Origin of the sequence: Roseomonas aeriglobus, assembly GCA_016937575.1 — a bacterium.
GTDB classification, from domain to species: domain Bacteria; phylum Pseudomonadota; class Alphaproteobacteria; order Sphingomonadales; family Sphingomonadaceae; genus Sphingomonas; species Sphingomonas aerigloba.
Genome location: JAFHKN010000002.1, coordinates 1,085,425 through 1,098,669 on the forward strand (window position 1 = coordinate 1,085,425; position 13,245 = coordinate 1,098,669).

General features: G+C 66.7%; 15 protein-coding genes and 2 tRNA genes. 8 read left to right on the forward strand and 9 right to left on the reverse strand.

The annotated features are described in order from the left end of the window. The first annotated feature begins 307 nt into the window (after window positions 1–307). The 6 genes from JW805_05660 (at window position 308) to JW805_05685 (ending at window position 5,177) form a co-directional block, all read left to right on the forward strand. On the forward strand, window positions 308–1,159 hold the full coding sequence (locus JW805_05660) for an MBL fold metallo-hydrolase (GenBank protein ID MBN2971504.1): 852 nt from the start codon (window positions 308–310) through the stop codon (window positions 1,157–1,159). Beyond that, window positions 1,144–1,854, forward strand: a complete 711-nt coding sequence (locus tag JW805_05665) for a DUF4230 domain-containing protein (protein ID MBN2971505.1) — start codon at window positions 1,144–1,146, stop codon at window positions 1,852–1,854. The genes JW805_05660 and JW805_05665 overlap by 16 nt, the downstream gene beginning before the upstream one ends. Before the next feature lie 68 nt (window positions 1,855–1,922). Continuing rightward, window positions 1,923–2,930 (forward strand): quinolinate synthase NadA, encoded by a 1,008-nt coding sequence (gene nadA / locus JW805_05670; GenBank protein MBN2971506.1) that lies wholly within the window; start codon window positions 1,923–1,925, stop codon window positions 2,928–2,930. Between the two features lie 158 nt (window positions 2,931–3,088). Next, complete coding sequence (nadC, locus tag JW805_05675; GenBank protein ID MBN2971507.1) at window positions 3,089–3,928, forward strand: carboxylating nicotinate-nucleotide diphosphorylase; 840 nt, start codon at window positions 3,089–3,091, stop codon at window positions 3,926–3,928. A gap of 110 nt (window positions 3,929–4,038) precedes the next feature. Beyond that, complete coding sequence (locus tag JW805_05680) at window positions 4,039–4,467, forward strand: hypothetical protein (protein MBN2971508.1); 429 nt, start codon at window positions 4,039–4,041, stop codon at window positions 4,465–4,467. Beyond that, a complete protein-coding gene (locus tag JW805_05685) occupies window positions 4,464–5,177 on the forward strand; it encodes a hypothetical protein (protein ID MBN2971509.1) in 714 nt (237 codons plus the stop codon). Before JW805_05680 ends, JW805_05685 begins: the two co-directional genes overlap by 4 nt. Window positions 5,178–5,217: 40 nt before the next feature. Here the strand turns inward: JW805_05685 and JW805_05690 are convergent, their stop codons facing one another. The 9 genes from JW805_05690 to aroA all read right to left on the reverse strand — a co-directional run bounded on the left by JW805_05690 (window position 5,218) and on the right by aroA (window position 12,533). Continuing rightward, complete coding sequence (locus JW805_05690; protein MBN2971510.1) at window positions 5,218–5,631, reverse strand: DUF4112 domain-containing protein; 414 nt, start codon at window positions 5,629–5,631, stop codon at window positions 5,218–5,220. A gap of 5 nt (window positions 5,632–5,636) precedes the next feature. Beyond that, entirely contained in the window at window positions 5,637–6,947 is a 1,311-nt protein-coding gene (locus JW805_05695; protein ID MBN2971511.1) for a hypothetical protein, read from the reverse strand. 140 nt (window positions 6,948–7,087) lie between these two features. Continuing rightward, window positions 7,088–7,174, reverse strand: a tRNA-Leu gene (locus JW805_05700). A gap of 248 nt (window positions 7,175–7,422) precedes the next feature. Continuing rightward, window positions 7,423–7,701, reverse strand: coding sequence for an integration host factor subunit beta (locus JW805_05705; protein ID MBN2971512.1), 279 nt, complete (start codon window positions 7,699–7,701; stop codon window positions 7,423–7,425). A 155-nt stretch (window positions 7,702–7,856) separates the two neighbouring features. Further along, window positions 7,857–9,563, reverse strand: coding sequence for a 30S ribosomal protein S1 (gene rpsA, locus JW805_05710; protein ID MBN2971513.1), 1,707 nt, complete (start codon window positions 9,561–9,563; stop codon window positions 7,857–7,859). A gap of 256 nt (window positions 9,564–9,819) precedes the next feature. Next, window positions 9,820–10,242 carry a type II toxin-antitoxin system VapC family toxin gene (locus JW805_05715; GenBank protein MBN2971514.1) on the reverse strand — a complete coding sequence of 141 codons (423 nt, stop codon included), beginning with the start codon at window positions 10,240–10,242 and terminating at the stop codon, window positions 9,820–9,822. Continuing rightward, on the reverse strand, window positions 10,242–10,493 hold the full coding sequence (locus JW805_05720; GenBank protein ID MBN2971515.1) for a type II toxin-antitoxin system Phd/YefM family antitoxin: 252 nt from the start codon (window positions 10,491–10,493) through the stop codon (window positions 10,242–10,244). Before JW805_05720 ends, JW805_05715 begins: the two co-directional genes overlap by 1 nt. Window positions 10,494–10,563: 70 nt before the next feature. Continuing rightward, window positions 10,564–11,196 (reverse strand): (d)CMP kinase, encoded by a 633-nt coding sequence (locus JW805_05725; protein MBN2971516.1) that lies wholly within the window; start codon window positions 11,194–11,196, stop codon window positions 10,564–10,566. After that, complete coding sequence (gene aroA / locus JW805_05730) at window positions 11,193–12,533, reverse strand: 3-phosphoshikimate 1-carboxyvinyltransferase (protein ID MBN2971517.1); 1,341 nt, start codon at window positions 12,531–12,533, stop codon at window positions 11,193–11,195. Before aroA ends, JW805_05725 begins: the two co-directional genes overlap by 4 nt. Window positions 12,534–12,638: 105 nt before the next feature. On the opposite strand from aroA, the gene JW805_05735 reads away from it, so the two are divergent. Continuing rightward, window positions 12,639–12,959 carry a TIGR02300 family protein gene (locus JW805_05735; GenBank protein MBN2971518.1) on the forward strand — a complete coding sequence of 107 codons (321 nt, stop codon included), beginning with the start codon at window positions 12,639–12,641 and terminating at the stop codon, window positions 12,957–12,959. Window positions 12,960–13,057: 98 nt separating this feature from the next. Beyond that, window positions 13,058–13,133: transfer RNA gene (locus JW805_05740), tRNA-Ala, on the forward strand. Window positions 13,134–13,245 lie beyond the last annotated feature (112 nt).

Genomic DNA, 13,245 nt, shown 5'->3' on the forward strand with positions numbered 1-13,245 from the left:
TAGCGACGCGGACAGGACGGGACCGGTGTGCCGCATGCGCCGGTCCCGTTTTTCGTGTCTGAAGAATTTGTTCAGAGAAGGCGCGAAGGCGCGAAGAGAATAAGGCGAGGTGTAGCGCTGCCGCGCGAAGGTGTCCCGCCCCGGGCGCCGCAGGCTCCTCAAGTCGCTGATTATACGGCGCCTCGCGCCAAACAGAGCCGATCCTCCGCCCCTCTGCGTGGAAAAATTCTTCCCTTCGCGCCTTCGCGCCTTCTCCGAATCACTCTTCCTTCTTGTCCGACCTCAACCGAACCGCCATCTGGCCTTTATGACCGCCGTGCCCGATGAGCTCGAACCCGGCATCCTGCGCCTGACTGCCAATAATCCGTCGGCCTTCACCAAGGATGGCACCCAGAGCTATGTCGTCGGCACGAGCGATGTCGCGGTGATCGATCCGGGCCCGGCCGGGGACGACGCGCATCTGAGCGCGCTGTTGGCCGCGATCGGTGACCGGCCGTTGCGCGCGATTCTGGTCACGCACACCCACCGCGACCACAGCCCGCTGGCCCGCGACCTGAAGGCGGCGACGGGCGCGCCGATCGTCGGCTGCGCGCCGCTTGCGCTCGCCGATGACGGACAGCCGCGCGCCGATGCCTCGTTCGATCACGATTATGCCCCCGATCGCGTGCTGACAGATGGCGAGGGCGTGTCCGGCGATGGCTGGACGCTCCAGGCGATCGCGACGCCCGGCCACACCTCGAACCACCTGTGTTTCGCGATGCCCGCGACGAAGGCGCTGTTCAGCGGCGACCATGTCATGGGTTGGTCGACGAGCATCGTCTCGCCGCCCGATGGCGATATGGGCGATTACATGGCCAGCCTCGAGAAATTGCTGACGCGCGACGACCGCGTTTACTACCCTGGCCACGGCGACCCCGTGTCCAATCCGCAGCGGCTGGTCCGCGGCATGATGGGTCATCGCAAGAGCCGCGAAGGCGCCATCCTGCGGTTATTGGGGCGCGGCGACAGCGACACGCCGGCGATGGTGCAGGCGATGTATGCGGGGATCGACAAGCGGCTGCATCCGGCCGCCGAACGATCGGTGCTGGCGCATCTGTTCGACCTGCGTCGCCGCGGGCTGGTCAGCGGCGAGGAAGGGGGCCTGTGGGCGATCGTCTGAACCCGAAACAGCTGATCGGCGCGGCGGTCGCGCTGTCTTTGCTGATCGTCGCGGCCTTCGTGGGCAAGGCGCTCTACGATCGCGTGTCGGACAGCTATGTCGTCGAGCGCCGGGACGACGGTAGCGCGGTGACCAGAGTGGTGCGGGCGACCTTCTCCCGGGCGTCGAGCCTGAAGGTGGGCTCGCTCAGCGGTAACGTGCAGGCGACGGCGTCCGACACGCGGCTGGGCGGCATGCTGACGAGTGACCGGGTGGTGAAGGCGCCGTTTGCGGTCGATTACTTCGTCGACGTCTCGCGACTGCGCGACCGCGATTACCGCTACGATCCCGATACGCGCACGCTGGTGATCGACGCGCCTGACGTGACGGTCGGCGCGGTCAATGTCGACGAGGCGCGACGGACGCTCAGCGAAACGCGTGGCGTGTTCGTGACGCGCGACGCGATGGACACGTTGTCGCAGCGCGCGTCGGCATCGGCACAGGCGTCGGCCGAGGCGGAAGCGAAGAAGCCAGAACGGATCGCTCAGGCCCGTGACAATGCCCGCCGGGCGCTGGCGGAGTTGCTGACGGGGCCGCTGGAAGCTGCCGGCGTGACCGATCCGCGGATCCTGGTGACCTTCCCGTATGAGCGGCGGAGCCGAGAGGACTGGGATCGGACGAAGACGGTCGAGCAGGTGCTGGGAAACCGCCAGTAACCTGCTGGTGCGCAAGCACGGCGCCTTAGCCCTTGATCCCCGCCCCCCGTGCGTCCATCTGCGCCGGCATGGACGCACGTAACGGCATCGGCGGCTCGCTCACGGGCCTGGACCTCCGCGCGGAGATCGATCGGCTGCGCAAGGAGCGCAACGCGGTCATCCTGGCGCATTATTACCAGAAGCCCGAAATCCAGGATATCGCGGACTTCGTCGGCGACAGCCTGGACCTCAGCCGCAAGGCAGCGGCCACCGATGCCGACGTCATCGCCTTCTGCGGCGTGAAGTTCATGGCCGACACCGCCAAGATCCTGTCGCCGGACAAGATCGTCGTGCTGCCCGACCTGGCCGCCGGGTGCAGCCTGGAGGACAGCTGTCCGCCGGACCGCTTCGCCGCCTTCCGCGCCGGACACCCCGATCATATCGCGCTGACGTACATCAACTGTTCGACCGAGGTGAAGGCGCTCTCCGACGTCATCGTCACCTCGTCGTCGGCGGAGAAGATCCTGGCCCAGATCCCGGCCGACCAGAAGATCATCTTCGGGCCCGACAAGCATCTGGGCGGGTACCTCAAGCGCAAGACCGGACGCGACATGCTGCTGTGGCCGGGGGTGTGCATCGTGCACGAGGCGTTCAGCGAGACCGAGCTGCTGAAGCTCAAGGCCCAGCACCCGGATGCGCCGGTCGCCGCGCATCCGGAATGCCCGCCGCATGTGCTCGACCATGCCGATTACGTCGGGTCGACCAGCGGTATCCTGGAGTTCGCCAAGACCTTCCCCGGGACCACGCTGATCGTCGCGACCGAACCGCATATCATCCACCAGATGGAAAAGGCGGTGCCGGAGAAGACCTTCATCGGCGCGCCGGGTGCCGACGGCAACTGCAACTGCAATATCTGCCCGTACATGGCGCTGAACACGATGGAGAAGCTCTACATCGCGCTACGCGACCTGGAGCCGCGGATCGAGATCGAGGAAGGCCTGCGGCTGCGCGCGAAGAAGAGTCTGGACGCGATGCTGGAGATGGCTGGCGCGACGGTCGGGCAGGGCGACCTGGGACCGGCAGTGAAGGGCGACTGAGCCTCACTTATCGTCATCCCCGCGGAGGGGCACCCCGCAGAGTATCACTTTGCGGGGACCCGGAAGGCGGGGATCGTTTCTGGCTGACCTCTCGATTTCAGCCGCACGTTCAGCGACTATTGATCCCCGCCTGCGCGGGGATGACGGTGGAGAGTTTGATGATCCCCGACTTCGACCTCGACGCCTTTGTCGCTGCCACGCTTGCCGAGGACCTGGGTCCCGCCGGCGACATCACCTCCGCCGCGGTGATTCCGGAGGGCGCGCGCTTCGAGGGCGTGATGGACAGCCGCGATGCGATCACCGTCGCTGGGCTGGAGATTGCGGAAGCCTTTTTCCGCACGCTCGACCCCGATGTGCAGATCGAGCGGCTGGTCGAGGACGGCGCCCGTGTCGCGGGCGGCACCGATCTGCTGCGCCTGTCGGGCAGCGCGCGCGCGATGCTGACGGCCGAGCGGTCGGCGCTCAACACGGTGCAGCATCTGTCGGGCATCGCGACGCTGACCCGGGCCTATGTCGACAGAATCGCTGGCACCGGCGCGACCCTGCTCGACACGCGCAAGACGATCCCTGGCCTGCGCGTTCTTGAGAAGTATGCGACCCGCATGGGCGGCGCGACCAATCACCGCATGGGGCTGTGGGACGCCGCGATGATCAAGGACAATCACGTCGCGGTCGCCGGATCGATCGAGGCCGCCGTCGGTCGCGCGGTCGCAGCGGGTATCGCGCAAATCATCGTGGAGGTCGACCGCGTCGACCAGATCGAACCGGCAATCGCGGCCGGCGCGACGCATCTGCTGCTCGACAATATGGACGTCCCGACGCTGCGGGGCGCGGTGACGCTGGTCCGCGGGCGCGTTCCGACCGAGGCATCAGGCGGTGTGCGGCTCGACACGATCCGCGCGATCGCCGAGACCGGCGTGACCTTCGTCAGTGTCGGCCGGCTCACCCAATCGGCGCCGGCGGCGGACATCGGTCTGGACTTCACCAGCGTCGCCTAAAATCCGTATGCGGTCGGGACGGGGATGCTGATCGTGCACAGACCCTAAAGCGGATTGCGGCGGGCAGGCGATCCGCTAGGTTGGCCGGCGTTGTGGGGAAGGGGACCAGAATGATCCGGCCGAAATCGATCGAGCTGTTCGAACGCTGTTACCTGGGCGGCTGGGCCGTCGGGTTGATCAACACCGTCATCCGGTGGTCGGATATGCAAAGCGATCCGCGGATCGTCGAGGCTACACAGGCCGTCGGCACGGGGCCTTTGCTGGCGGTCAGCGCGATCGGCCTGCTGATCCCGTTGATCTTGTGGTTCTTCATCGCCCGTAAGGGCAGCGTCATCGCCAAGTGGATCCTGGTCGTCATCACCGCGATCGGCGTCGTCAGCCTCGCGTTCTCGCTGGCGCGGGGCGCGCTGCCAACCAGCGTCGGGGGCCTTCTTGGGCTCGTCGGCATCACGCTGAACATCGTGGCGGCGACCTTGCTGTTCCGCCCCGATGCCAAATTGTGGTTCGGCGAAAGCCTGCCGCAGGATCCGGTCGCATGATGCTGCGCGCCGCTCTCGCCATCGCAGCCGTCGTCGCTCCGGCTGCGGCGTCCGCGCAGGCCTATGTCTGTCGCATTCCCGACCGCGTCGAGGCGCCGCGCCCCGACCTGCCGTCCCCGCAGCAGCCCCGACGGGTGCTGCCGATCGGCGGCTATACGCTGGCGATGACCTGGGCGCCGCAATATTGTCGCGACAACGGGGATCGTGCGTCGTCGTCCTTCCAGTGCGGTAGTGGCAACCGGTTCGGCTTCACGCTTCACGGGCTTTGGCCGGATGGGGAGGGCAAGGAGTGGCCGCAATATTGCACCACCTCTCCGATCCTCGATTCGACCGAAATCCGCCGCAACCTGTGCGCGACGCCGTCGCCGCAGCTGCTGCAACATGAATATGCCAAACATGGCACCTGTATGGGCATTCCGCCGCGCGAGTATTTTCGTCGCGCGACCGCACTCTACGGCAAGCTGCGCTATCCTGACATGACCGCGCTGTCCCGCCGTCCAGGCCTGACCGCCGGCCAGCTGGCGACCGCGATCGCGCGCGTGAACCGCGGGATGACCGCCGGAATGATGCGGATCACCGCCACGCGGCAGGGCTGGCTCGACGAGGTCTGGATCTGCCTAGACAAGCGATTCGCCTATGCGACCTGCCCGGCGCATCAGGGCGGGCTGAAGCCGTCGCAGCGGGTCAGGATCTGGCGCGGCGCGCGCTGACGTACACGTCCTCCCCTTGCCGGGGAGGATGTACCGGCGACTACCCCTGCAGCGTCGCGCCGCCGGGATGATGCTTGTCGAGATGCCTGCGGATGATCCGCAGGTTGCGCGTGTTCGATCGGAAGAAGAAATCGGCCGCGTCGCCGACGATCGGTAGCGCGCCCAGCACGGTGTCGAACCCGACATTCGCCGCCATTCGCGTCAGCTGCCATTTCGACAGGCCCAGGTTGCGCGCCTCCCACACGATCCACGCCCCCATGGCGGTCGCGACCAGGTCACCCGCGACAGGGACCAGGCCAAGGATGGCGTCGAGCCCGACCGCGCGGTTGATGCCCGGCACGACGAAGCTGCGCTCAAGGAGTCGCTCCATCGCTTCGATCCGCGCGCGGACCGACGCAATGTCGGTGCCGAACGAAAGGCGGGGCGAAGCGGTCATCGGGATCGGTCGGGCCATGCCCTTCACTTGGGATCGCTGCGCAACCGGTTCAACGGGTGGAAGGCACGCGCATTGGGCGTCCACTGCCGCAACCGTGTCGCCACGAGCGACCAGCGCAACGGCCGGGCAATCGGGATGTAGGCAACGTCGGCGGTCAGCGCTGAATCGGCCTGGGCCAGCATCTGCGCCCGCGTGGCGACGTCGGGCGCCAGGCGGATGTCGGCGATCAGGCGCGCGATCGGCAGGGCACAGGGCTGGCAGGCGGCGCGCAGATACCAGCGGGCGCTATCGTAAGGCGCGACCCTATCCAGCAGGCGCAGATGAGCGGTCTCGTCGTCGAGCGGCACGCGTTCGGTGCCGATGCCCAGCTGGGCAAGAGCGGCTGCAATCTGGCCGTAGAGCAGTGTCGCGCCCGGTCCGGTCGGCAGGGCGACACGCAGGATCAGCGGATCGGCGTTCGTCCGGCGATAGGTGACGACCCGTGCCTGCGCCATCGCCAGCCGCTCGCTGTCGGGAACGCTCGACCAGTCGGGCTGGGCCGGCGGCGAGGCCGAATCGAGCGCGTCGGGCAGGATCGTGTCGGTGGGCGCCCAGGCGTCGGAAAACGCCGCCGTCACCAGCGCGCGGTCGATCGCCAGGGCGATGGCCGAGCGATTGTCGCGAGTCGCCAGAAATCCATCGCGTCGCGCCACGAGCAGGCCGAACAAGCCGGCCGGCGCATCGAGCCGCACATTCGCAGCAGGAACATCGCTCAGCCCGACCAGCGGCCAGTCGAGAAACCCGCCGCCTTCGACCAGATCGGATCGACGCGCGGCGAAACGCAGGATGGCGACGCTGGCACGTTCGGCGCGCAGGCGGACGAGGTCCTGCGGCTTTGGCGTCTCGGGGCGGTCGTCGTCTCCGTCCGCCGGATCGGCGATCGGCCGCAACAGCACGCTCGAGGCCGACGCTTCGGCAATACGAAACGGCCCGCTTCCCTCTCCGCCGTCGGGGGCGGTGATACCGAGTTCGGGCTGGGCGAACAGTTTCAGCAGGTCGGGGCGGGGGCGCGACAGCCGCACCTCGATGACCTGTGGCGTCATCGAGACGATCTCGTCGATCGCCGTGAGGTAGGGAAGCAGCGTGTTGCGCGACCCCGAACCCAGCGCGCGTCTCAGCTGGCGTACGACATCTGCGGCGACGACGGGACGGCCATTGCTCCAGAGCGCGTCGCGCAGGCGGAAGATGATGCTGCGGCCGTCGTCGATGACGATCCAGCGTTCGGCCAGGCCCGGCTCGATTCCGCCCGCGGCGTCGAACCGGACCAATCCCTGAGCGACCGAATCGCGCAGCACTCGCGCGCCCGCCGGCATCGGCCCGCGTCGCGGGTCGGCGGTCAGCTGGGCGGGGCCGATGACGCTGACGTCGACCGGAATATCGTCGGGCCGCTTTTCGCAACCCGCCAGGGCCAGCGTGGCGGCCAGCCCTGCCGTGATGGTGCGGACGGCGGGACTCGAACCCGCACACCCAGATGGGCGAGGGATTTTAAGTCCCGTGCGTCTACCAATTTCGCCACGTCCGCGCGCTGATCGAGCAAGGAACAAGCGCAGCTTGTTCCAGACTCGATCGAGCCGGCCGGCAGGCGACAGCCTATCCGACGTCATGCGATTTACTCGCATGACGGCTCTCTGCGCTAGGGGTTTCATCGCAAGCGTCTTGGCTTAAATTTCCGCCGCGGCAAAGCCGCGTCGTGACGTCGGACGTCGCTAGTCGCGACGCCGGCCGGTGCTCGGCGAGTCGGCACGTAACTTCGTTACCTGCCGCCGCCTCTCACACATTCAGCCTTGCCCGCATTTCCTTGCCCGGCTTGAAATACGGCACGCGCTTCGCGCTCACGTCGACCGATTCGCCGGTGCGGGGGTTGCGTCCCGTTCGGGCGTCGCGGGCTCGGGTGGAGAAGGCGCCGAAGCCGCGCAATTCCACGCGGCCGTCCTCGATCAGCCGCGATACGATCTGCTCGAAGAAGACCTCGACGATCTTTTCGATGTCGCGGGTCGTAAGATCGGGATGATCCCGCGCAAGCAACTGGACAAGTTCTGACCGGATCATTCCGCCCCCCAAGAGCGTCCCCGTACGACGAAAGCCACGATCGGCTCGCCTTGCGTAAACCCTCTTACGCGCTGGTTATGATCCTCATCAATCCTCAGGTGCAAAAAAAGGGCGGTGGATTTCTCCACCGCCCCGTTTTGATCCAATGACTTGGATTACTTGGTCTCGGCGTTGCGGGCCTTCAGCGCCTCGCCGAGGATGTCGCCGAGCGACGCGCCCGAATCGGACGAGCCATACTGGGCCACTGCCTGCTTCTCTTCGGCGATCTGCATCGCCTTGACCGAGAAGGTCGGCTTCTTCGACCGGTCGAAGCCGGTGACCATCGCGTCGAACTTCTGGCCGACCTGGAAACGCTCCGGACGCTGTTCGTCGCGGTCGCGGCCGAGGTCGGTGCGCTTGATGAAGCCGGTCGCACCATCGTCGCCCGCCTGGACTTCGAGGCCCGCGTCACGGACTTCAAGGACGGTCACGGTGACGATCGCGTTCTTGTTCAGCTTGTCGCCGGCGCCGGCCGAAACCGGACCACCACGCTCGAGCTGCTTCATGCCGAGCGAGATACGCTCCTTGTCCGGCTCGATCGCGAGGACGACGGCCTGAACCGTCTCGCCCTTGCGGTGCAGGTTGAGCGCGTCCTCACCCGAGATGCCCCAGGCGATGTCCGACATGTGGACCATGCCGTCGACGTCGTTGTCCAGACCGATGAACAGGCCGAATTCGGTGGCGTTCTTGACTTCGCCCTCGACGGTCGAACCGACCGGGTGCGCTGCCTCGAAGGCTTCCCACGGGTTGTTCTGCGCCTGCTTCAGGCCGAGCGAGATGCGACGCTTCTCGGCATCGACTTCCAGGACGACGACTTCGACTTCCTGGCTGGTCGACACGATCTTGCCCGGGTGGACGTTCTTCTTGGTCCAGGACATTTCCGAAACGTGGACTAGGCCTTCGATGCCCGGCTCCAGCTCGACGAACGCACCGTATTCGGTGATGTTCGTGACGCGGCCCGACAGCTTTGCGCCGACCGGATACTTCTGGCTCGCACCATCCCACGGATCGCTCTCGAGCTGCTTCATGCCGAGCGAGATACGCTGCGTGTCCTTGTTGATGCGGATGATCTGCACCTTCACGGTGTCGCCGATGTTCAGCACCTCGTTCGGGTGGCCGACACGCTTGTACGACAGGTCGGTGACGTGCAGCAGGCCGTCGATGCCGCCCAGGTCGACGAACGCGCCGTAATCGGTGATGTTCTTGACGACGCCGTCGATGATCTGGCCTTCATGCAGCGACTGGATCAGGCCCGAACGCTGCTCGGCGCGGGTTTCTTCCAGCACCGCGCGACGCGACACGACGATGTTGCCGCGCTTGCGGTCCATCTTCAGGATCTGGAACGGCTGCGGGATGTCCATCAGCGGGGTGACGTCGCGGACCGGGCGGATGTCGACCTGCGAACCGGGGAGGAACGCCACGGCGCCGGCGAGGTCGACGGTGAAGCCACCCTTCACGCGGCCGAAGATCACGCCTTCGACGCGGTTCCCTTGAGCGAATTCGCCTTCCAGCTTGTCCCAGGCGGCTTCGCGGCGCGCGCGGTCGCGCGACAGCATCGCTTCGCCGTTCGCGTTCTCGACGCGGTCGACATAGACATGGACTTCGTCACCGACCTTGAGCTCGGCCTTCTGGCCCGGGGCTGCGAACTCGCGCAGCGGCACGCGGCCTTCGCTCTTCAGGCCGACGTCGATGACGGCCAGGTCGTTTTCGATCGCGGTGACGGTACCGACGACGACACGGCCTTCGAAGCTGTCGGCGGCGCCGAACGTCTCGTCGAGCAGCGCGGCGAAATCGTCGCGGGTGGGATTGGCGGCAGTTGCCATATAGGGGTTAGTCCTCAGTCGTTTTTCCGGCCGGCCGGTTGTCTCCGGCGGTCTTCTAGCCGATCCGCCGCGGCGACCGTGTGTCGGACGCGGCATCCAGGCGGGCGGCAGGGAAGCGCGGGGGACAGCTCAACGCGAGGATGCGAAAAGGGCGCATCGGCCGAAACCGGCGCCGTCCTCCGCGAGCCATGACGCTCGACGGACCGCGCGCCCTTAGCGGGAGAGGGGGGATTTGGCAAGGTGCGAGTCCGGCGGGTCAGGCGGTATCCCAGGGATTGAGAAGGGCGACCCCGGTCGCCTCGAAATCCTGTACGTTGCGGGTCACGACCGTCAGATTATGGACGAGGCCCGTCGCGGCGATCCAACCGTCGCGTTCGCTCACCGGGTCGGGGACGTGCAGCGAAGCGCAGGCCGTCGCGGTCACGTCATCCAGCGGCAGGATGCGGCCGGCAAAGCCCGGTCGGACAACGGTGTCGAGCCATCTGCGCAGGACAGCGCCTTGCCGGGCATCACGTCGCTCGGCCCTCACGACGCCACGTTCGAGTTCGAACACCGACATCGCCGATAGGAACGTCGTGGCGGGATCGGCCGCCTTCAGCCATGCGACCACACCCGGTGCTGCGCGACCGGAGCCGATCTTTCGACTTTCGGAAATGACGTTGGTATCGATCAGGAACATCAGTCGAGATCGACCGTCCGACCTGTCACCTGCGACTTCGGCGGATCGAATTCGAAATCATGATCGCCATCGGTGGCCAGGACATCGAACAGCGATTTGCCCCGGCCGGCGAGACGTTCGTAATCCTTGATCGCGAGCACGACGAGCGAAGGCTTGTTCCGGTCGGTTATGAACACAGGTCCCGCCTGCGCCGCGCGCTTTATGCTAGCAGGATCGCGGTTGAAATCCCTGCTGGAAAACACGATCGACATGACGGTTCCGCCTGCATGTAGTTACATACAGACATTTAGGGCGCGGTGACCGCCTGTCAATGCAGCGACGTCACAACCGATGCCGCGCCACCGCGGCGTCGACGATCGCCACCGCGCGCTGGATCGATGCTTCGATCGACAGGAAGCTGGTGTCGAGCACCACCGCATCCTCCGCCGCCTTCAGTGGGGCCTGGCTGCGCGAGCTGTCGCGTTCGTCGCGGGCGCGGATGTCAGCGAGCACGCGGTCGAGGCTCGCGTTCGACCCACGGCTGCGCAGCTCGGCGTGGCGGCGCTGGGCGCGGATCATCGGGGTCGCCTTCACGAACAGCTTGGCGATGGCGTTGGGCGCAATGACCGTGCCGATGTCGCGGCCGTCGAGGACGGCGCCGCCGGGCTGTGCGGCGAAGCGCTTCTGGCGTTGCAGAAGTGCGGCGCGGACGAGCGGATGGGCGGAGACGACGGAAGCGGTCTTGCCGATCAGATCGTCCTTCAGCCGGTCGTCGGCGAGGAGCGCGTCGTCAAAGTCGCAGCTGGCGACGGCGTCAGCCTCGACTTCGGGGTCGAGCGCGTTGTCGAGCACGGTCGCTGCCACCGCACGGTAGAGCAGCCCGGTGTCGAGATGCGGCAGCTTGTAATGCCGCGCCAGCGCCTTGGAGATCGTGCCCTTGCCCGATGCGGCGGGGCCATCGACCGCGATGATCATGCCGCCTGCTCGATCGGCGCCAGCGCGTCGAGCGTGGCGAAGAAGGTCGGGTAGCTCGTCGCGACGGGGCTCGCGTCGTCGAGCGTGATGGCCGCGCGCGCATTCAGAGAGGCGATTGCCATGCTCATCGCGATACGGTGGTCGAGGTGGGTTTCGACCCGTCCGCCGCCCGGGATCGGATCGCCGCCGGTGCCCGTGACGGCCAAGCCGTCCTCATATTCGCTGCACGTCACGCCGCAGGCGGACAGTGCCGTCGCCATCGCCATGATGCGGTCCGATTCCTTCACGCGTAGCTCGTCCGCCCCGCGCGCGATCGTCGTGCCCTGCGCAAAGGCGGCGGCGACGAACAGTGCGGGATATTCGTCGATCATGCTCGGTGCGAGTTCGGCCGGAACCTCGATCGCCGACAGCGCTGCATGGCGAACGCGAAGGTCGGCGACCGGTTCGCCACCGACCGTGCGGGCGTCGTGTTCGGTGATGTCGGCGCCCATCAGGCGAAGCGCGGTGACCAGTCCGGCGCGGGTCGGGTTGAGCCCGACATTCTCGATCAGCACATCGGATCCCGGCACGATCGACGCCGCGACCATCCAGAAGGCGGCGGACGAGGGATCGCCGGGGACGGTGATCGCCTGCGGCTTCAGCTCCGCCTCGCCGTGGAGCGATATGATGCGGCCCGCCGCCGATTCCTCGACGCTCAGCTTTGCCCCGAAGCCCGCGAGCATGCGTTCGCTATGATCGCGGGTCGGGATGGGCTCGATCACGCGGGTGATGCCCGGCGTATTGAGGCCGGCGAGAAGGATCGCCGACTTCACCTGCGCCGAGGCGACCGGCAACGTGTAGGTGATCGGCACCGCCGGCACGATCCCGCGCAGCATCAGCGGCAGGCGTCCGCCGGGGCTCGCGCTAATGTCCGCGCCCATCGTCGACAGCGGGTCGATGACGCGCCCCATCGGCCGCTTGCTGAGCGAGGCGTCGCCGATGAAGGTCGCGGTGATTGCGTGACTCGTCACCAGGCCCATCAACAGCCGCGTGGAGGTGCCCGAATTGCCCATGTCGAGCGCGGCCGCCGGCTGAAGCAGTCCGCCGACGCCGACGCCGTGGATCCGCCACACGCCGTCCGTGCCGCGTTCGATCTCGGCCCCCATCGCCCGCATCGCGGCGGCGGTGGCCAGCACGTCCTCCCCCTCCAGCAGTCCCTCGACCCGGCTTTCGCCCACCGCCAGCGCCGACAGCATCAGCGACCGGTGGCTGATCGACTTGTCGCCCGGCACGCGGACGCGACCCGTCAGCGCGCCGCGCGGTGCCAGCGTGAGAGGGGAGGGAGTGGCATGGCTCATTGCCGCGGGTCTTTGACAGTGCGCTTGCGCTATGGCAAGGCGCCCCCCACTTTGCGGCTCCCGGTCGTCAAAGACCCCTTTCCTTTCCAGGATGCGAGAGCAGCCATGATCAAGCCCGAATGGGGCACGAAGCGTACGTGCCCGAAGTGCGGTACGCGTTTCTATGACCTCGGCAACGAAGAACCCGTCACCTGCATCGCGTGCGGTGTGAATTGGGAGCCGGAGCCGATTCTGAAGTCGAAGCAGCCGCTGCCGTTCGAGCAGGTGAAGACCGAGAAGAAGGAAGACGCCGACAGCGATCTGGGCGGCGACGATCTGGAACTGGATGTCGACGAGGAGGAAGAACCCTCGGCCGATGACGACGTCGATCTGGGCGGCGACGACGATCTGGGCGTCAATACCGCGGACGAAGACGACGAGAATTGATGTCTTTCGCGACCGGGTTCTGGCTTTCGACAAAAATCGCCAAGAACCCGGTTGCAATCGGCGCGCCGCCCCTTTAGAGGCGCGCTTCCCAACGGAATGGGGCCGTAGCTCAGCTGGGAGAGCGCTGCAATGGCATTGCAGAGGTCAGGGGTTCGATCCCCCTCGGCTCCACCATTTTGAAAAGCCCGCGGCGACGCGGGCTTTTTCATTTTCTGATGTGCGCGCGATGACGCGCTTTCTGCCATCGCCTTGACCGGTCCGACCGCCGCCTCTAGCGCGCGCCGGC